General features: G+C 48.7%; 17 protein-coding genes and 1 pseudogene. 6 read left to right on the top strand and 12 right to left on the bottom strand.

Annotation, left to right across the window (positions count from 1 at the left end; genetic code table 11):
- Positions 1-92: 92 nt before the first annotated feature.
- From CHI14_RS20575 to CHI14_RS20565, 4 genes and pseudogenes are all read right to left on the bottom strand, one after another.
- A pseudogene (locus tag CHI14_RS20575) lies at positions 93-530 on the bottom strand (HNH endonuclease); the annotation flags it as partial.
- A gap of 1,097 nt (positions 531-1,627) precedes the next feature.
- A complete protein-coding gene (locus tag CHI14_RS30705; RefSeq protein WP_255247963.1) occupies positions 1,628-1,753 on the bottom strand; it encodes a hypothetical protein in 126 nt (41 codons plus the stop codon).
- Positions 1,754-1,977: 224 nt separating this feature from the next.
- Positions 1,978-3,153, bottom strand: a complete 1,176-nt coding sequence (locus tag CHI14_RS20570; RefSeq protein ID WP_095290804.1) for an acyltransferase — start codon at positions 3,151-3,153, stop codon at positions 1,978-1,980.
- Positions 3,154-3,366: 213 nt separating this feature from the next.
- A complete protein-coding gene (locus tag CHI14_RS20565; RefSeq protein WP_249281184.1) occupies positions 3,367-3,831 on the bottom strand; it encodes a GyrI-like domain-containing protein in 465 nt (154 codons plus the stop codon).
- 156 nt (positions 3,832-3,987) lie between these two features.
- Between CHI14_RS20565 and CHI14_RS20560 the strand changes: the two genes are divergently transcribed.
- Positions 3,988-4,731 (top strand): effector binding domain-containing protein, encoded by a 744-nt coding sequence (locus CHI14_RS20560; RefSeq protein WP_095290800.1) that lies wholly within the window; start codon positions 3,988-3,990, stop codon positions 4,729-4,731.
- Here CHI14_RS20560 and CHI14_RS20555 read toward each other — a convergent pair.
- The 5 genes from CHI14_RS20555 to CHI14_RS20535 form a co-directional block, all read right to left on the bottom strand.
- The gene (locus tag CHI14_RS20555) at positions 4,685-6,028 is read right to left on the bottom strand and encodes a cryptochrome/photolyase family protein (protein WP_095290798.1); all 1,344 of its coding nucleotides are present in this window, start codon (positions 6,026-6,028) and stop codon (positions 4,685-4,687) included. The genes CHI14_RS20560 and CHI14_RS20555 overlap by 47 nt on opposite strands.
- A gap of 25 nt (positions 6,029-6,053) precedes the next feature.
- Positions 6,054-7,217, bottom strand: coding sequence for a response regulator (locus CHI14_RS20550; RefSeq protein ID WP_095290796.1), 1,164 nt, complete (start codon positions 7,215-7,217; stop codon positions 6,054-6,056).
- A gap of 126 nt (positions 7,218-7,343) precedes the next feature.
- Positions 7,344-10,427, bottom strand: a complete 3,084-nt coding sequence (locus tag CHI14_RS20545) for an ATP-binding protein (protein ID WP_095290794.1) — start codon at positions 10,425-10,427, stop codon at positions 7,344-7,346.
- Between the two features lie 234 nt (positions 10,428-10,661).
- A complete protein-coding gene (locus CHI14_RS20540) occupies positions 10,662-11,084 on the bottom strand; it encodes an SRPBCC family protein (RefSeq protein ID WP_481856436.1) in 423 nt (140 codons plus the stop codon).
- Between the two features lie 275 nt (positions 11,085-11,359).
- On the bottom strand, positions 11,360-12,394 hold the full coding sequence (locus tag CHI14_RS20535; RefSeq protein WP_095290790.1) for an NADH:flavin oxidoreductase/NADH oxidase: 1,035 nt from the start codon (positions 12,392-12,394) through the stop codon (positions 11,360-11,362).
- 313 nt (positions 12,395-12,707) lie between these two features.
- Here CHI14_RS20535 and pepT point away from each other — a divergent pair, with 313 nt between their 5' ends.
- The gene (pepT, locus tag CHI14_RS20530) at positions 12,708-13,946 is read left to right on the top strand and encodes a peptidase T (RefSeq protein ID WP_095291254.1); all 1,239 of its coding nucleotides are present in this window, start codon (positions 12,708-12,710) and stop codon (positions 13,944-13,946) included.
- A 119-nt stretch (positions 13,947-14,065) separates the two neighbouring features.
- Here pepT and CHI14_RS20525 read toward each other — a convergent pair whose 3' ends face one another.
- Entirely contained in the window at positions 14,066-14,758 is a 693-nt protein-coding gene (locus CHI14_RS20525) for a Crp/Fnr family transcriptional regulator (RefSeq protein WP_095290788.1), read from the bottom strand.
- A 285-nt stretch (positions 14,759-15,043) separates the two neighbouring features.
- On the opposite strand from CHI14_RS20525, the gene CHI14_RS20520 reads away from it, so the two are divergent.
- Entirely contained in the window at positions 15,044-15,886 is an 843-nt protein-coding gene (locus tag CHI14_RS20520) for a methyl-accepting chemotaxis protein (protein WP_095290785.1), read from the top strand.
- Between the two features lie 142 nt (positions 15,887-16,028).
- Here CHI14_RS20520 and CHI14_RS20515 read toward each other — a convergent pair whose 3' ends face one another.
- The gene (locus CHI14_RS20515; protein ID WP_095290783.1) at positions 16,029-17,465 is read right to left on the bottom strand and encodes an alanine/glycine:cation symporter family protein; all 1,437 of its coding nucleotides are present in this window, start codon (positions 17,463-17,465) and stop codon (positions 16,029-16,031) included.
- Between the two features lie 436 nt (positions 17,466-17,901).
- Between CHI14_RS20515 and CHI14_RS20510 the strand changes: the two genes are divergently transcribed.
- Positions 17,902-18,831 (top strand): response regulator, encoded by a 930-nt coding sequence (locus CHI14_RS20510; protein WP_095290781.1) that lies wholly within the window; start codon positions 17,902-17,904, stop codon positions 18,829-18,831.
- Between the two features lie 137 nt (positions 18,832-18,968).
- On the opposite strand, the gene CHI14_RS20505 is transcribed toward CHI14_RS20510, so the two are convergent.
- Complete coding sequence (locus CHI14_RS20505; RefSeq protein ID WP_095290779.1) at positions 18,969-19,145, bottom strand: aspartyl-phosphate phosphatase Spo0E family protein; 177 nt, start codon at positions 19,143-19,145, stop codon at positions 18,969-18,971.
- A gap of 258 nt (positions 19,146-19,403) precedes the next feature.
- On the opposite strand from CHI14_RS20505, the gene CHI14_RS29770 reads away from it, so the two are divergent.
- Positions 19,404-19,592 carry a hypothetical protein gene (locus tag CHI14_RS29770; protein WP_141236713.1) on the top strand — a complete coding sequence of 63 codons (189 nt, stop codon included), beginning with the start codon at positions 19,404-19,406 and terminating at the stop codon, positions 19,590-19,592.
- 56 nt (positions 19,593-19,648) lie between these two features.
- Complete coding sequence (locus tag CHI14_RS20500) at positions 19,649-20,272, top strand: acetate uptake transporter (RefSeq protein WP_095290778.1); 624 nt, start codon at positions 19,649-19,651, stop codon at positions 20,270-20,272.
- Positions 20,273-20,356: the final 84 nt, after the last annotated feature.

Raw genomic sequence — 20,356 nt, 5'->3', positions numbered from 1 at the left:
GCAAAAAGCACACCCTGACCTGTACAACAAGTCTTGGTGTGCTTTTCTATATTGGTATCCCTCTCCCTAACAGGAGAAGAAATAAACATATTTTATTCCAGCTGCGCTTCCTGCATCTGCAGTTCGTTCAGTTCCTCCTGATGAGCGGCATTCCATTCAGGTATGCCGGACCGCATGAACTCGTCTGCATCCATTGCAGCTTTGGACTGGTTGCACAGATTGCAGGCACATACACAGTTTAGCGGAGTTGTATGACCGCCTTTGGCCCGAGGCAGAAGATGGTCGATCGTATCACCGTATGATCCACAGAAGTAGCAGGTATACTGATCCCGGGTCATGATGTACCGTTTGAAATCCTTGTTGCTGAATAATCGGCGAATGGTATACCGATTGACAACAACTGCGGCTTTTTCCTTGACCAGCGTGACCGCAAGCTCCATGTCAATCTCTTGATGCCAGCGGCGGCCTTTATCCGTCTTGCCACGCATGCGGACCATGCCCTGCCTGTTCGTACGGAGCGATGACGGATCTTCCGGATCAATGGCTGCCGGGACCGCCGGAGTCTGGCGGCGCGGCCGGCCATCTGCCCCCGCGCTTCGGCTGCGGGCATGATGGGAATGGGGACGGTGCCCGGAAGTCGTTGCCCGGGCGCCATCTTCACTAGCGGCCTTATGCGCACGTTCTTTGCGCATTGGCCGCGCCCTGCTCCCTTGCGGACCCTGTGGCCGCATGGGAGCAGACTCGGCTGTCCCGGTCGCAGCAGGAGCTGCCTGGCCCGGGTCCAGCCCTGGAGCGGCAGGCTGTGCAGCTGCCGCCAAGGGCCCGCCGACCGTGGCCGCAGCGCCACGGTCGCTCGCTGGCACCTCGGACTTGACCGCGATGCGGTCCGGTCCAGTGCCAGCGCCAGGCGGCGCCGAGCGTTTGCGGCGCCGCTTGCGCTTGCGCCCCGCTGCGGTCTGCTGACCCGCAGCTGCTGTTCCCGCTGCCGAATCCTGCGGATCTTCCGGCATCGAAGCCTCGCTGGCCGCTACAGAAGCCTGCGCGGCGGCCTGTTCAGCACGCACATTGGCTATGGTGCGTCCACCATCCTTCGGATCACGTTCTGCTTGGTCTGCGGCGCTTGATTCCGTGATCCGTTCAGACTGCTCAAGGCCTGGCTGTGCCTGCTGCCGTTTGGACTTTCGTCTCCGTCTTCTTTTCTTCCGATCACCTGATGGCTCCGAGGTGGATGAAGATAGAGGTTCAGCTTTGCTGTGCTGTTTCTCCGAACCTTCATCCGCTGTCTCTTGAATCACCCGTTGATTGGCTGCAGCACTTGATTCGTTTGTAATCTTCTCTTGTCTTTGCATCCGCATGTGCAGACTCTGACCCTGCTGCACTGGGATGTCGCTAACGTCAGCCTGTCCACTGCGCTGACGACAGCGACGACAGGCTCCTCGTCTGGCACCGGGCCCTGCCCTCTTTCCGGTTCTGCGCCGAAATTCAGACAACGGACGCTGTTGCCCGCAATACATGCATACCTTGGTCTGTTGCGCTTCATGTTCCGTCATGTCCTGCCGGAAAGGGGCTGAGCCCGTCTCCATGTTGTCACCTCGGTTCCGTATGAATCCGGTTTCTTTCTATTGTATCACATCTGCTCGCGGACGCACTCATACCCCTGTGTCTGTGCCGGATAGCCATCTGTGCTGTACTCTGTTGTCTGTCCATTGCATTCATGAAGAATGTGCTCTACATATTCCAATATATCTTGCATCGGTTTCCCGCATTGTTCACATGTTTTCATTCATCTCACCTTAATCCTGTTCTATAAGTCTCTGCATTTTTGATTTGTGTTCCGCCTTCTCATTACCCCTGGCCGCTCCAAAAGAAACATTCGTTCCCACTGATGCTCATGGAACACATGAAAAAAACCGTTCCCCGCTCAACCCTAAGGTCGACCAAGAAACGGCTTATTATTCCTATAATGGCAATTAAATATTAACGAACATCGAGCTGGCCCGAATTGGATTGCGGGATGACCCGTGGTTTTGGTTTCGGCAGATTCCCGAAGATGACCCAGGCAAATGGAACGAACCTTGCAGTCAGCCCCACTACAATCCATGAAGCGAACAGCGCTACGGCAAAGCCTCCGGCATACCATAGGTGAACCAGCCAGGACACCCCGGTTTGCGGGGGGAATTCCCGATATAACAGCAAGAAAAATGGGTGAATCAGATAAATTCCGAAAGACAGCGCACCAAGTCGATTAAGCGGCTTGGCAATCAATGCAGGCCCCTTGCGATACAACAGGTATGCAATCTGAATCAGTACGAGCGCACAAGCAAAGGTATGCAAATTCCAGAAAAACTCATACCACAGTGTGTTATACGTCGCGATCTTCATACGAAGCAGGTAATAAATATATACATGTCCGAGTCCGGCAGCAATCCAGATGGCCCACAGCAGAATCCAGGATGCTACGCGGCCTTTGGTCGCATTTTCACGGCTGATGACGAACCATTGTTTGATCTTTGGAAAATAGACCCCGATGAACGCTCCCAGCATGAAATAGGAGAAGTATGAGAAGGCCCAGCTTCCCTTGTTGGGCACTTGGAACCCGTATTTGTTACTTACGATAAATGCCCACTGGATCAGCAGTCCAATCGGTACAGACCACTTAACCACCGTAGGATACTTCTTCAGCAGCCACAGAACGAGCGGGAATAACAGATAGAATTGCATGTTGATGAATACAAAGTACAGATGCGTATACGCCTTACCCGTGAACAGTTTGGTAATGAAGCTGATGGCAGATTCACCAACTGGACGGCCTTGATAATGGGTGAAATGCAGAATAACAAAATAAAACAGGGAAAACAGGAAATACGGCAGCAGAATGTAAACGAATCTCTTTTTATAAAAATTGCTGACCAATTTCTTGTCCAAGGGACGGGAATAATAGTTATAGAACAACACGAAGCTGCTCATGAAAATAAAAGTTGGCGTACCATATTTCATGAAGATATTAATAAAGTTGTACAGCCAGTAGTAACCCGAACCTGTCATGTCCACCGTCGCATAAGACGTGGAATGCACACACAGCACGCCGATAATCGCCATGGCACGTACCAGGTTCAGCTCCGGTATTCGCTCTCTTTTCAATGTCTCACTCATGTTTAGCGTTTCTCCTTAATGTGTTCGTCAATATGTCAGATATGACTTAGTACGATAAGCTCACTATCTATTAAAAGGCATAATGCTTAAGATGGGTAGTCCATTTTCTTAACAATTCCTAAATTTTCAGTGGATTTCACACTATTTTCATGTCTATAAATGTAAAAAAGACCGCTATAATGCGGTCTTCGAGCAATGCTGCCTCAGCAGTATTTATTTCTGGTTCACTGGGATGAAAATGGTAAACTCGGGCTCCGGATCATATGGATCCTGATCCATCGGATACACTTCATAGTGGGTAAGCGGACCTTGCGACGCGGCATGGCCCTGTTCCGCAATCCAGGTATAGATTCGATTGTATGAAACTTCCACACTCTGTCCTTTGACATGACTGCACTTGGCGTAGTCATGTGCCGGAACATCAACCTTCACCATTCCGGATGGAATGGTTGATGCTCCATCTTCGCCAACCTCGACTGCGACATAATGGACAAATCCTGTATCTGTCGTATGATAGGACAATCCCAGAAGCTCCTGCGGGTGAAGCACATCACTGATCTCCTGCAAACGACGCTTGAACTCCATTTGCACCTCACGAATGCCCCCTGCCCCTGCTTCAGCGAAGGTTCCCTCCCATTTCAGTCCAATAATGGTCGCAGCCTCCTTACGTACCAACATTGAAGAATTGACTTGTTCCATACCCTCTCACCCTTTCATTCATGTTCTCCCTATCTTCAAGTTGATCCTGTTGCCGTAAGTCCTGACTCTATTTTATACTAATATAGTGACAAAATCTGTCAGTATATCGATATTTCTATCAGGAGCGGATGGAACATGACCAAAACGCAGCGTTTGATTGAACTTATGATGCGAGTGTATGACAAACCTACGTTTACCGCTGAAGAAATGGCTGCTGAATTCGGGGTTTCTTACCGTACCATGCTTCGGTATTTACATGAGCTTAGTGGAATGGGTGTGCCCCTATATGCAGAACCTGGACGACGGGGAGGATATACCTTGCTGCAATCAGCCGGTCGAGTAGCCGATATGGCAGGTCAACGAATCGCTAAGGGTCATTCATTTGAGCGGATGGTTCGGCCGCAGACATATGTGATTGGCCTTGAATTTCAGGCTCCTTTTACAGCTGTATATATGTCACAAGTGATGATTCCTAAGCTGTGGATTGAATTAGAACGTAGACAACATGAAATCCCCCGCCAAACCCGGACGGGGGTGAAGACAGGCGTATCCCTGAGCCGTACACGCCTCTATCACTATATTGCCGGAGTAGAGGTATCCCACTTCCATGAAGTGCCGGAAGGCATGGTCGGCATAGTCCTTCCAGCCCGTGAATACGCCGTATACACCCATTTCGGTGCTCCGGATCGGGCAGAGATTGATCAGACATTTCTCCTGCTCATGGACAAGCTGAGACAGCAGGGCCTTGAGCCTGACATTTCAGGCTATGCCTTGGAGATCCGGCCATCCGATCCTCCCTCCAGCATCCATATACACATTCCCCTGCACGGTACTAATCCTTCTGGCGACTCGACAGAATTTGTTTATAGACCTCTATAGCCGCCTGCCTGGATGCCTTCAGATCCACAATCGCACCCTCGCGTGGTTGATGGATATCCTTGCTGTGCAGATCCTTCAGATCAGGCAGCCATTTCCGGATATAATCTCCCTGGGGATCATACTTCTCCGACTGTGTCACCGGATTGTTTACCCGGAAATACGGGGCAGCATTTTCTCCAAGTGAAGCACACCATAACCAGTTCCCCCGATTCTGAATGTTGTCATAATCCAGCAGCTTGCGTCTGAAGTAGGCCTCACCCAGGGGAAACGGACACTGCAGATTTTTGGTCAGAAACATCGCCGTCAGAATACGCAATCGATTGGGCATGCGCCCCGTCTCATTCAGCTCGGTCATCGCAGCATCAATAATCGGTATTCCCGTCTCTGCCTTGCACCAGCGTTCGAAGTGATAATCACTTAACGGTGACAGATCGTATACCTTCTCATATGTAAAATAGTGACTCTCATATACTGCACGATATAGATAAAAGTCCCGGAAGCACAGCTGTCTAATCCATTCATCCGGCTGTTCTGCCCGGTAAGCGGCATCGTACATCCTGCGGATCGAGATGGCTCCTACCGCCACATAAGAACTCAGATGGCTTGGTTCGTATGCTTCATATTCATCCCGATGCTCCCCATACTCGGCAATACGCTCCTTCAGGAATTCATCGAGCAGTGCATAAGGTTCTTCAGCCGGCTCGATATCCGTAAGCGCTGCGGGTACCCTAAACGAATCAGGAAACTCGATGGACAGCTTACTGATCTTAAGATCAGCTACCGTTAGTACCGAAGGAGGATTAGGGAATTCATTCATAAACTCCATCCAGCGCCGGTGAAAGGCAGCAAATACTTTATAGGGCTCCGATTTGCCTGTAAAATCAGCGAACCGCGGAAGATCGATCAGCAGATGATCCGTCAGCTGTGTGAACTTGGCCTGGTGTTTGTCCACAACCTTGCGTATACTGCGATCCCTTTCGATCGCGTAAGGTGTCATATCCCGGTGAACGACCACTTCATCGATAATTTCTTCCGTGTGTCCCAATATGTAATCCACAACTTCTGCTGGCTTGCCATGTGCCACGTGCAGCAGCTTGCCTGCCTCCCGGTACTGTCTCTCAAGCCCGGCTGCATGCCTCAGAAAGTTAATGCCGCTGTGTTCCTTATCGCGTCCCTGACGAAGCAGAAAGGGGTCGTAGATAAATAGGTGCAAACTCTCATCTTCCTGGTTCTGCAAATAATCAAAAGCGTGCAGATCCTCCGTACGCAAATCCTTGCGATGTATAAATAATTTCACTACAATCCTCCCGCCCGGCCTGTGCCTACTTCGCCGTTAGTTCCTGAAAGAGACGGCTCGTTTCCGGTTCCGGCTGATGCCCCAAATCCTCCAAGAGTGTCTTGGCAAATGATGAATATAATTGGAGTATGGCTGATCCATCACCCATAGATGCATATACCTTCATCATTAATCGGCAAACCTCTTCAGCATAAGGCTCTCTTTCCTGTAAGTCGAGCAACTGCTCAATGGCGTCCTTGCCGCTTCCATGCTTCATGTTCCATTCAGCCAGGTCCATGACCAATCGTATATATTTGCGTTTTAGCTCACGGGCCTTTGATTGGGCCCAAGGGTAGTCATGCTCTTCAAGATAATCTCCGCGATATAACAACATGATCTCCCGCAACTCTTCCACATGGGTAGAAGTGACTTCTGCATATCCCGTCCCCAATTCAAACTGCTCCACGTCGCTCACCAGATTGCCCGGCAGCAAACGGTAACGATTCATGTTGTATTCCAATTTGCCTGTCATACTCCATTCTTTGAGCAGTTTTCGAATCTGGTATACGGACGTATGCAGATGGGTTAGCCCTTTTTCCAAGGTGACATCGGCCCATAATTTATCCAGCAGAATCTCTTTGCTTACCCATTCTCCACGATGGTGAAACAGAAATGCGAATAGCTCCTGGGATTTGGTCGTCCTCCATTTATGCTTGGTTGCCTCCGGTTTCAGGCTTCTATAGATATCCAAATGTTTGAAGGTGAGCAGTCCCGGTAACTGGGCGTCATCCTCGGCAGCATTGGAAACGTGTTCCTTTACTTCCGCAGCCGCTGCCATTTCGGGCATAGCAGACTTCCAAGCAGCAATCCGGTCAATGGTCTTGCCCAATCTTGCCGAGCTTACCGGCTTCAGAACATAATCCAGTGCATGCAGTTCAAATGCTTCGACTGCATGATCGGCGTACGCTGTTACAAATATAATTCGAATGTTGTTATCCAGCTGCTGTATATACTCAGCCGCTTCCAGTCCGTTCATTTCTGGCATGCCAATATCCAGAAACACCACATCGACACGCTCTTTTGCCAGAAAATCCAGTCCATCACGAGCTGTTGAAAAACATCGCACGGGTGTAATCCGTCCGTCCGACAATAACAGGCGCTCCAGATGGAGCTGCGCCGGCTTCTCGTCATCGATTACAATGGCTCTCACTGTTCTTCCAGCCTCCTGCCCTTACTTATTCTTCTTCGTTCTATATCAAAGGAATTACAGAATAGACTGCATCAACTTATTAGTCTGTTAACCATTATGATCGGTCTCGGCACAATTCCGGAATAATTAACCTCTGGGCTGAGGAATACGGAAACGAATTTGCGTTCCTTTGCCCACATGGCTTTGAATATTCAATCCCTCGCCATATAAGGACACTAAACGCCGGTTGATATTTTGCAGGCCTACCCCTCCCGGTCCTTCCGTCCTTCCCGAATGAACCTGGGCCAAACGCTCCGGAGGAATGCCCACCCCATTATCTTCAACCTGGACGATGATACGATCGTCTTCTCTGGCAATTTTCAGAGTCACGGTTCCACCCGCGGCCCGCTCCATCACACCATGACGAATGGCATTTTCAACGAGTGGCTGAATGCTGAGAGGCGGTACATAGATCCGAACGTCCGGTTCCACTTCATAGTTGACCACCAGCCGTTCTTCAAACCGGGCCTGTTCCAGATGGACATAGGACTCCACCAGCTCAAGTTCCTTGGTCAGCGGCACCAGCTGATCCCGGTTCTGAAAGTCGAAGCTGCCACGCAGATAGTGACTCAGTTCGATCAATAAATCTGTAGCTTTGTCCGGGTTAACGGCACAAGTAGCGATAATGACATTAAGTGCGTTATATAAAAAGTGGGGTTTGATCTGTGCCTGCAAAAAAGCCATCTCTGTGCGAATGGCGCCTTGAACGGAGGCCCGCATTTCAATCAGGGTGCGCACCCTCGCACGAAGCTCACCTGCATCGACCGGCTTGCTCAGGAAATCATTGGCACCGGACTGGAATCCCAGCCTGATATCTTCAGGCAATCCACGCGCCGTCAGCATCAGGATCGGCAGTTCGGACAGAGAATTATGCTCACGCAGTTTGCGGCATAATTCAATTCCGGACATCTGCGGCATCATCCAGTCGGTAATCACCAAGTCGATTCCCGGGTATTGTTCTCGCATTTTCAAGGCTGCAGCACCGCTATCGGCAGAAATGACCCGGTATCGCTCTGTTGACAATAGATTGTACAATACCTGGAGATTTACCGGATCGTCGTCCACAATCAGAATCGTATGCTCTGCTGCAGGGCCTTCTTCTGATTCATCGAGCTCTGTAGGAAGCCCTCCAGATGGATTAGCACGTTCGGCAGGCACGTAGCTCGCTGCCGTCGGTCTGGAAACAGTATGAAGCAGCGGCGTTTTGGCAATTGGCAGGGTGAAGTGAAAAATAGACCCCTGACCCGGTTCTGACTGGGCCCAGATCATGCCTCCGCCCAGCTCTACGAGTTTACGCGTAATACTGAGACCAAGCCCTGTCCCGCCGTTAATTCGTTCACTTGTACCATTCTCCTGCTCATAGGACTGGAATATATCCTCCAGTTTCTCTGGAGCAATGCCAACCCCGGTATCCGCCACTGACATTCGGATTTGATCCCCCTGCACAATCGCATATAGCCGTATCTCGCCTTGCTGCGTGTACTTGTATGCATTGCCAATCAGATTATAGAGAATCTGCCGTAACCGATCCTCATCTGCTTCGACCAGTGGCAGGGATGGAGGCCAGTCCTGTATTAACACAATAGGCTTATCCCCGAAGGTAAATCCCGAAACTTCAACCACTGTGCGGGCAACGGACTCCAGATCCACCGCCTCCCGCTTCAGTTCGATCTCACTATTCTTGAGCTTTGCGAAATCCAGGATGTCATTGACCAGCAGTGAAAGCCTCTTACCGGTAGACGTGATCATGGACAGATTTCTGGCCTGCTTCGGCGTCACAGCCCCTGCCGCTCCTTCCAGCATGGACTGGGCAATATTAATGATGCCATGCAGCGGGGTCCTCAGTTCATGCGACGTATTGGCCATGAATTCATCCTTCAGGTTGTCGATCACAAGCAAGCGCTCGGATAACGCCTCAACTTCACGAAAGGACTGCGCGAACCGGATCGCCGTAAGAATCATCTGAGCAAAAACAAATAACAATAGCTCATATAGGGCGAGAAAGGCCGTATCCTGCGTCGTGAATGCGCCGATGGTATACAGAATAACGACCATGAGGATGCTCATCATGCTGATCAGCACGTAATGGCTGTCATTGGGCCTCTTTTTCAACCAATAAAACATTGCTCGAAGAGTGTATACAATGACGCTAAGCGACACCATCAGCATTAGAGGCTCCAGTTGCGAGAATAATACCGGAGACAAGGTAAGGCCGATTGCGCATTGCAGAATCACCAGCGTAATTCCCAGGCGTACGTACCATTTGTGAATTGCACCCGGAACAAGCGCATCCATATAGCGAAGCAAATAGTAATAGGCCAGTGCTGAACTTATTAATTGAAGCCTTAGAATTTCAGTATTCGGTAGAAACGGTACAAAGGTGCCCAGCAGTTTCTCCCCATGCGTCAGTGCATACATGGCTCCGGAGAGACTGAATAAACCCAGGTAACGAAGTTCCTTCTCACTCCGGCGCAGCCTGAACAGCAGCAGGAAAAACGCCGCAGGAAGGATAAATCCGAAAAGGGTCATCAGATCCTTGAGCCAGTCCCACTGCTGGCTGTACAGAATGCTATGTTCATCTCCAAATAACAGTGAAGCTACAATTCCTCCGGAAGAGTATGTATAGTTGGAAACCTGAATGATGATATCTGCACGGTCTCCCTCAATCGAGGTAAACCCGGTAAACGGCAAGTTGTACTGGAGGTCTGTTTCCCTTGTTTCGCCAGGCAGTCCCTTGCCTCCGATCTCTTTGCCATCTATAAAAATACGGTGTGCCATACGAATATTCTGTGTACGAATGCCATAGTCATTCTTCTCGAAGCTGGGCCTGAGTTTGACACGAAGGTGGTATGTTCCGTAGCCATGAGCCTCACCCATTGTCTTATTCCACCTGGCCGGGACTTGAATAGCCGCAGGTGGCCCAAGTGGTTTGCGTCCGGACACATCCGCCTCAAAATCAACCGGGGTCAGTAATTGGTTCGGGTAGAAGTCCCAGACTCCGTCCAATGTGGCTGCACCCTTTTTGGTGAAATCCCATGTGGTCAAATCGATTATGCCTTGTTTAACGACCGGATTCCCGCGCTCAGTTATAATACTCTGCACAATCCACCCAACGGGGAAGACAACAATACAAATGAAACTAATCGTCAGCATAATCCAGTGTTTTTTCATCGATGAAATCCTTCCGACTTGTGACGATAGACGTCACTTTTTGTCGTTTAATCTTCATGATCCATGTTACACGTTTCTGCTGCCAACGGAAATAGAAGGAAACTAAAAAGAATCACATTTTTTAAGGCGGTTCACCGTCTGGTATGAACTCTCCATTAAAAGCTTACAAAATAAAAAAAGGACTGCCAGCTGTTCAATCAGGAAATGACCCTGATCGCAACTGACAATCCTCTCTTATTGGCTTACAACCTGTGCCAGTTTCTGTACGATGCCTGACCAGCCCTGCTCCATTCGCTCACGCACGATGGCATGCGCCTGTCCGAATTCAGTCAGTTTATCGGCATCCCAACCGCTGTGAATCAACGTTAATGCCGTACCTTCGGGCTGTTCCTGCAGTTCGAAGGTAAGTGTCCAATCCTTGCCCCATTGAAAGGATAGCTTATGAAGCGGCTGAACCTCCGTAATCCGGCATGGTGATTTGCCAAAGGGGCCGGCCTCCAGCACGAATTCATGTCCTTCCACCGGCTCCAGATTGCTTGGCATAAACCAGGCTTCCATGCCTTCTGCCGTGGATACAGTCTCCCATACCTTTTCCAGCGGTGCATGAAGTACCAATCGCTGCCGGATATCCGGCAGTGCGCTCGATGATGATGTCATAACCATCGCCTCCTTAAATAGATATTACTCATTGTTTGGGATAAGAAGATAGGTGTCAAATGAATTCATTTAACAACCGAATCTAGCATTGGACCCCCTACGAACCTCATCTTGAAACGCATATATAAAAGATGTGTAACTCCCGTCTTAGTCTGCACCGAACGATGGAATCCCAACCACCACTGCTTGGCTATCAAAATGCAAAATCAGGCCGCAGCATAAGGTTCACCTTTGCCACGACCTGTCTTACGAATTTCTATATGTTTTAGATAAAATTAATAACCGCGGGAATACTGCTCCGCAATCGCTGCCTTATCCTTGCTGACACCGAGCGCCAGAGCCGCATGGTTAGCCCAGTATGGATCGCGCAGCATGCCTCTGCCCACTGCAACCAGATCGGCATCGCCGTTGCCAATAACGGCTTGAGCGAGAGCTGCATCATCCAGCAGCCCTACAGCAATCACCGGAACGTTCAGTTCTTCGCGGAAACGACGGGCAAATGGAACTTGATAACCTGGGTAGTTACCCGGTTTCCGTTGTCCAGCAGGTCCTTCTCCGCCAGAGCTGATGTGGAATATGTCTACACCTGCTGCCTGATAAGCACGAGCCACATCCAGGGTGTGCTCAATATCGTAGCCGCCATCAGCGTATTCAACTGCAGAGATGCGCATAATGAGCGGCATGTCTTCCGGCATTTCCTTTTTCACTGCACGAATAATCTCAACGCCGAATCGAGCCAGATCCTGTCCGTATACATCTTCCCGATGATTCATCAGCTTGGAATGGAACTGGTGAATGAGGTATCCATGTGCTCCGTGCAGCTCAATGGCATCCACTCCAGCCTGCACTGCGCGGCGAACACCGTCGGCAAATTTCTGTACCATCGCTTCTACTTCTTCAGTAGTTAGCGCACGAGGCTCCCTAAAGTCTTCACCCGGGAAAGTGACCACGGATGGAGCTACCGGCTGCTCTGCATCCTCTGCTTTTCGCCCTGCATGTGCGATTTGAATCGCCACTTTCGAGCCATGGGCATGCATACCATCCACCAGCTTGGCAAAGGCCGGAATATGCTCGTCTGACCAGATGCCCAGGTCGTTATCGGTAATGCGGCCATCTGGTTCAACATCTGTCATTTCAATGACAATTAGACCTGTACCTCCAACCGCACGACTTACATAGTGAACCTGATGCCAATCATTCGGGATGCCATCCTTGGCCGTTACGGAGTACTGACACATTGGCGCCATTACTACACGGTTATTCAGTTGAAGCCCCTTGAACTGATAGGGGGAAAATAATTTCTCTGACATATGGATACATCTCCTATTCAATAATATTGATATATGTTGAGGCAATCGCTTGTTTTCCAGCATGAAAAACAGTTACCCAATCTTGTGGCAGTCTCTCTCGCCAATCCTTCGACCATTCTTTATTATGAAGGAGCCTTCCCTGAATGCAAGTACGTACATTTTTGTGCCATAGTACCCTTTTTTATACCTAGAACTACCCTGCCAGCACTTACAGCCCCTACACGAAGTTGGTCCAAAACATGATATGATACTTTCATACACAGGAGATAATATACCCCATATGAAACCAACCCAAGCCGAAGGAGCGATGATGGTGAAAGATATTTTAATCGAGCGACTGACAACTTATGCTCAAATGGATACACAATCGGATGAAAACAGTGAAACCTGCCCCTCCACACCGGGCCAACTCGCCTTGGGTGAATACCTGGTAGGTGAATGCAAAGCCATTGGTTTACAGGACGTAACGATGGATGAGAATGGCTATGTCATGGCTACTCTGCCATCCAACACGGATAAGGATGTTCCCGTAATCGGCTTCCTGGCTCACTTGGATACAGCGACAGACTTCACTGGCAAAAATGTAAAGCCACAGGTCATCGACCAGTATGATGGTCAGGATATCGTGTTGAACCAGGAGCTGGATGTGGTATTGTCTACTACTGACTTCCCCGAACTGCGTGAATATAAGGGCCACACCCTCATGACAACAGATGGGACAACCTTGCTGGGTGCCGACAACAAGGCAGGTATTGCCGAGATCATGACGGCAATGGAATATCTGATCGCTCACCCGGAGATCAAACACGGAAAGATCAGGGTTGCCTTCACTCCCGACGAAGAGATTGGACGCGGACCGCACAAGTTCGACGTGCCTGCTTTTGGAGCCAAGTATGCCTACACGGTAGATGGCGGACCACTGGGAGAGCTTGAATATGAGAGCTTCAATGCGGCTGCAGCCAAAATTACAGTCAAAGGTACGAATGTTCACCCTGGAACCGCGAAAAACAAAATGGTCAATTCGGCCAAAATCGCCATGGAGTTCAACCGCCGCCTACCTGCGGAAGAAGCTCCTGAATTCACGGAGGGGTACGAAGGATTCTACCATCTTATATCCATTGAAGGCGATGTAGAGCAAACGCAGCTCAGCTATATCATTCGTGATTTTGACCGGGCGAAGTTCGAAGAGCGCAAAGCCTATGTATTGAAGGTTGCGGAAGAGCTCCAAGACAAGTATGGAGAGAAGAGCATCACCGTGCAGCTGAATGATCAATACTACAATATGCGTGAGAAGATCGAACCTGTGCGCCAGATTGTTGACATTGCGCATGAAGCCATGACTCGTCTGGACATTGAGCCCGTTATTCGCCCCATCCGCGGAGGAACGGACGGTTCCCAGCTCTCGTATATGGGCATGCCTACACCAAATATCTTCACAGGCGGCGAAAATTACCACGGCAAATTCGAGTATGTTTCGGTTGATAACATGGTGAAAGCCACTCAGGTTATCGTGGAGATTGCTCAATTATTTGAAGAGCGCGGCGATATTTAATCATCGGCATGTACACCGTACATCGATTACACTGTTTAGATAGCAAAGAGCACCCATTGCTTGAGGCATAGGGTGCTCTTTGCGTTACATTTGGGACTTTCACGTCCATGGAGCCGATATTATTCATACATGTTCCCTCCGGCAATCTCGCGCAATTGCTCCAGATGGCAGATGACAATCTTGCGCTGTTCCTTACGGATAATCTGCCGATCACAGAGGTCATGGATTACCCGGTTCAGATGTCGGTAGCTCGTCCCCAGCATATCTGCCAGCTCTGTCAGCTTGGACGTTTGGATCTCTTCCGTCACCTGCTCGCCCTGTTCCATCGTTGACAACAGATAGCTGGCAAACCTGCTTTCGACCGGGTACAGCAAATTCAGGCTTGATAGATTGGAGAACGTATACAGTTTATGGGTCACATGACTAAGCATGAAATGCAGGAATTTCGGATTATCCGCATACGTGTTTTGAAGATAACGATAGCTAACGCCCAGCAGCAGACTTTTGTTGACGGATTCGACCGTATTCTTGGCTTCCTTTCCATTGACCAGCTCCAGATCGCCCACGAGGGCTGGCGGCGTGCTGAAACGGAGCAGCAGTGACTTGCCGTTTGGCAGTGTCGTATAAATCTTCAGTTTGCCTTCAACGAGAAAATAGAACCGTTCCGGCCGTTCTCCCTTTGCACATATAATCTCACCTTTGGAGGCTTCCAGTAGTCTTAATTCTGCAAGTGCAGGCTCATCCAACACCTGATCCAGACCATGTTCACGTGCCAGCTGACGCATTCGCCCAAAATCCATGATTTCTCTCATTCCAGGTAACCCCCACCCAAGTATTTAACGTATAGAAATGGACATATGTCCCAATTTCGGCATCAGACTGCTCCAATATCCTGATATAAAAATAGTTACAACTAACACTTATATCCAATAAATCATTTTACATGGGAAAATCCTCAGATTTCGTCCGTAATTCGTCATTATTTTATTTAAAAATGGAGTTAATGATAGCGCAATCTTATCCGATGATAATTAAAGCATTATGTACGTTTTTTGAATTTAATCGCAAATAGGGAATATGAAAGGATGGTTTGACCCATGAATGTTGTAGATGCACTTCTGAAAGTTATGCCTTATATTAGCCTGATTCTTAGAGAACCAGCCGGCTTGACTGTGTATGATCATGAGAAAGTATTGTACGCCGTTGCCAATGAGAGATTCAATCTCGGTTTTCAAAAAGGAGAGCCACTGCTGGATGATTATAAAAACTTTACAGCTCTGACCAACGGGCGCGAACCTTCGCTCACCAGACTGCCCGCAGAAGTCTACGGGATCGAGCTGGATATTTTGAACATTCCCGTCTTTGATGACAATAATGAAGTTGTCGCCATTTTCTGCATATCTTACGATCAATCCAATCAGAATCAGCTAGAAGCCATTATACAAGAAAATCAATCCATTAATAGCAACCTGGTGGAGATGGTTCAGCATGTGGCAGCTCATGCCGAGGAATTGCAGGCGACCAGTGAACAAATTCTGGAGAACACACGCCTTGCAGTCCAAAACTCCGCCCAAATCAATAAGGTTGCCGGATTCATCCGGGAAGTCTCCGAACAAACCAACCTGCTCGGCCTCAATGCTGCTATTGAAGCAGCGCGTGTAGGTGAAGCTGGTGCAGGCTTTGGCGTTGTTGCTTCCGAAGTGCGCAAGCTCTCCGTGGACGCCAAACAGGCCACAACCGATATTGATGCAAGTCTGAAAGACGTCCAACAGGTCATTAAACAGATGGAAGTAGAAGTTTCACAGATTGCTGCCTCTTCCCAGGAACAAGCTACCCTTGTATCCTCCTTCACTGATGTCATTGAGAAACTGAATGAAACGGGCGACCGCATGAAGATGCTGGCAGATCAACTGATCAGTTACTCTGTTCATACAAAGTAAAATGGTATCCTGAGCGATCAATATGTAGCTGAAAATATATGAATAATGAAACAGGACCCCGCGTTCCCTATTGGCTTCGTCGGTGTCCTGTTTTTTTGTTTTTTTATCCTACCCGGCTCTTACCACCCGAGCTTCGCTAATCCTATTTTGTATTCTTCATCTCTTGGGTTCCTGTTACGCCCGCTTCAGACTCCCAGCACTCCACTTCACCCGGAATACGGATAAGGTCACGGGTAAAGACAGGGTCACGCCCCTCAGCCTTCTGTCTTTTGTAATCCTTCAGCGCCTCAAACGTTACTCTGGACAACATGAGGATTGCAATCAGATTGACGACGACCATCAGCCCCATAAAGAGATCCGCCAGATCCCAGACCAGCTGGACTTTTGCTATTGCACCAAACAGCACCATGGCGATGACGCCAATCCGGTACACCCACAGCCATATCTTATTAGACTTGATAAACTCAATATTGGTCTCCCCGTAATAATAATTCCCGATGAGTGTACTGAAGGCAAACAGGAATACCATAACAGCCAAAAAGCCTGATGCCCAAGATCCGATATGCACACTCAATGCCGCTTGGGTCAATTCGATGCCCCCCAGATTGGAGCCTTCGTAGACTCCGGATAGCAAAATAATCATGGCCGTACTTGTACAAATGACAAGTGTATCGATCAGGACGCCAAAAGACTGAATAAGTCCCTGCTTGACCGGATGCGTCGCATCCGCCGTAGCCGCAGCATTAGGCGCACTACCCATTCCTGCCTCGTTGGAGAATAACCCACGCTTGACGCCGTTCATCAGCGCAGCACCCAATGTACCGCCGGCGACCTGTTCAATGCCGAATGCATTTTTTACGATCAACGCAATCATGGCTGGAAGCTGGGTGATATTCGCCAGAACAACAAATGCAGCAACCCCGATATAGAGCACAGCAAGGACCACCACAATGTATTCGGAAGCCTTGGCAATCCGCTTCACGCCGCCCATAATGATTCCGGCAAAGATCACCGCCATTACAATACCTACCGTCAACCGATCAAGTCCGAACGAGTTCTGGAATGCCACAGTGATCGTGTTGGACTGCACAGCGTTAAAGACAAGGCCGAACGAGAGTGTGATGAGAATGGCAAACAATACCCCCATCCACCGTTTGCCTAGCCCACGTTCCATATAATAAGCCGGTCCTCCGCGGAAGCCCCCGTTATCCTTCACTTTATAGATCTGTGCGAGTGTACTCTCTACGAAACTGGAGGCTGAACCGATAATTGCAATGATCCACATCCAGAACACAGCACCCGGTCCCCCAAGGGCAATAGCCAGTGCAATCCCCGTAATATTACCGGTACCTACACGGGCAGCCATGCTGATACAGAACGCCTGAAAAGGCGAGATTTTATCCGCTTCCTTGCTCTTGGGCTCAGCCAGCACCTTGACCATGTCTCCGATCATGCGGAACTGCATGAAACGGGTCTTGGTCGTGAAGTAAATCCCGCATACTACCAGCAATAGGATCAACAGCTTGGACCATAAAAAATCGTTGAAAACAACGACAATATCTTGTATTGTTTGCTCCATTGGCAATACTCCTTTTATTCATATATTGTTAAACAGCATTCCGTTTGCATGTCTGAGCGTAAAATTCCCATACTATTGCATATAGAATCCATGGCATAGCTCTGAATGATGATATTTCGTTCCGATTGGCATTTGTACCATTCCACACAATTCATAGCCAGCTCATTCAGATGTTACTTATACTACAGTCCTATCTACGAAAAACGACACTTTCCTACAACGAACATTGGATTTTTTTTATAAAAAGGCCGTTTTCAGCAAAACTCTGTTACGTTATCTGACATATTGACTTATTGCTGCATGGCTGGTTCTATGCAGAAAGGAAACAACGAAGTAAGATAGGAATTAAAATGAACCCAACTCGCGACAGTTCATCTGTCTGCAGCATACATTGGCCCCATTACATCCGCTAAAGAGAGAGGAGGATACCGAAAACATGCGTTATTTTATCGTGGATGATGATCCTGGCGTTCGTTCCATGCTGATGGATATTATTGAAGATGAAGGATTGGGTGAGATTGCCGGAGAAGCAGAGGACGGGGCTCACATTCATGCCGAGCTGCTGGAATTACAGAAGGTAGATGTGCTGCTGATTGATCTGCTCATGCCCCATCGGGATGGAATACAGACCGTACGCGCACTGGAAGGAAGATTCGAGGGCAAGATCGTGATGATCTCCCAGATTGAATCGAAAAACATGATTGGTGAAGCCTATTCGCTAGGCATTGAATACTACATTACGAAGCCGATTAATCGGCTGGAGATTTTATCCGTTCTCCGTCTGGTCGAAGAACGTCTGCGGATGCAGCAGTCCATTCAGGATATTCAGCGGACATTGCAGGGATTGACCGGCATTCAATCTGCCGGACGCCATACCGCACCTGCCCCTAACAAAACGATTGCCACTGCTGGACATTTCCTTCTGTCGGAGATGGGCATGATCGGTGAGACAGGCAGCAAGGATCTGCTGGACATGCTGGAATATCTGGAACAGATTGAAGCTGAAGATCACACCATCTCGCCTTATACATTCCCGTCGCTCAAGGATATTTTTCAGAATATTGCGATACGCAAACTGGGAACGGATGCCTCGGCCACCGAGATAACCAAAGAGGTCAAGGCCTCAGAGCAGCGTGTTCGCCGGGCGATATTTCAGACGTTAAGTCATGTGGTATCCCTGGGATTAACGGATTATACACATCCCAAATTCGAGAACTATGCTTCTAAATTCTTCGATTTCACAGAAATTCGCAAGAAAATGCTGGAGCTGCAGAACAATGTGGAGCCATCCTTATCCCAGACGCGAATTAATACCAAAAAATTCGTTCAGGTACTGTATATGGAAGCCAAACGGCTTTTACATTGAAACGCTTCCAAAACATATGCGGGCATGAATTAACAGGAATCAAGCAGCTTCGAGAAGAAAGCTGTCCTTCCGGTTATGTTCATGCCCGCATCGTCGTATGTACTCATCTATGGTTGTCCTACTATTATATGAATCACTCAAGCTCTTGTCTGGCTTCGATTCATTCGATTATATTCATTAATCAATTCATCCAATGCCATGGACTGCCTGATGACATCCGGATGCCCAAGCCCACCCTCGTGATGTTCTACCAACATATGAAGGTTATGTCTGGCTTTTTCGATTTGATTTTTTAAATCCAAACTCATAACCATGCCTTTGACCTCCTTATTTCTGTGTTATATTTTAGTTTTTACTGTCAATCTATAGTTGGATTAACATATGGCATAGTCGGCATGGATGTTTTGTATCCTTCCCCAGTTTTTGAAAGTCATGAATAACTATGTTTACCCGGATGCCGCAAAAGTGGCGCTGCGAAGCCATTTCTGAAGTGAGATGAATGTTAGGCATCCATATTTTCTTCCCCTATCCTACTTCTTGTATGAATGTGTCTTTATTGTGTATTTTGGAAAATGAACAACAAAAACACCCCTTTGGCAGGCAAACTGAGCAAAGAGGCCATTCTGCATGCTATGGAAGGGGTGTTTGAACGTTCGGGATATCGGATTCGTGCGGTGAACAAATTCCTTTCCATAACCGGGCCATTCAGGTACAATAGGGCGATGTGTGTGTCCGGACCCGGCGGATACGAAAGTTACTAGAGGATTGTATTCTTGTTTACATCCTGATTTGATATCATTGGAGGCTCATCAACACCATGCAAACCGATTCACGGACTCAAGTTAAAATCATAAACGCCGATCCCAGCGCAATGGGATTATTTGGGCTGGCTATTGTGACCCTGGTCGCTTCCTCCCAGAAACTTGGCATTACGGACGGACTCAGCTATGCTATCCCATGGGCGATCTTCCTGGGTGCATTTGCACAGTTGTTCGCCTGTATCCAAGATTCCAAACGCAATAACACATTTGGCACGACTGCTTTTGGCGCATACGCATTTTTCTGGTTTGCGATGGGTGCCAACTGGCTGATCAAAATGGGCGTGTTTGGCTCCACCTTGGCAGAACAGGCTGACGGTAAGCAGCTCGGATTTGCTTTTGCCGGATACCTCGTATTCACCCTGTTCATGACGCTGGGCGCTGTGGAAGCCAATAAAGTACTGCTCATCATTTTCATTCTGATTGACTTCCTGTTCCTTGGCCTGACGTTTGATGCTTTCGGCGTAGCTCCTCACGTCTTCCATACCATCGCAGCATATGCTGAAATGGGTATTGGTATCGTGTCGCTCTACGGCACAGGAGCTTCTGTGCTGAACGCTCATTTCGGATATACTTTCCTGCCCGTAGGCGGACCGTCCGGCATCTTCAAAGCCAAGGTTTAATATACAGCAGCACCAAACCGCCCGCGCGCCGGTCCGCGCCTGGCGGTTTTTTTGGCAATCATGAAATCATCGGAATATGAACTT

This window comes from Paenibacillus sp. 7516 (assembly GCF_002272715.1).
GTDB classification, from domain to species: domain Bacteria; phylum Bacillota; class Bacilli; order Paenibacillales; family Paenibacillaceae; genus Paenibacillus; species Paenibacillus illinoisensis_A.
The sequence above is the reverse complement of the archived record's forward strand: the minus strand, read 5'-3'. Positions and strand labels throughout refer to the sequence as shown.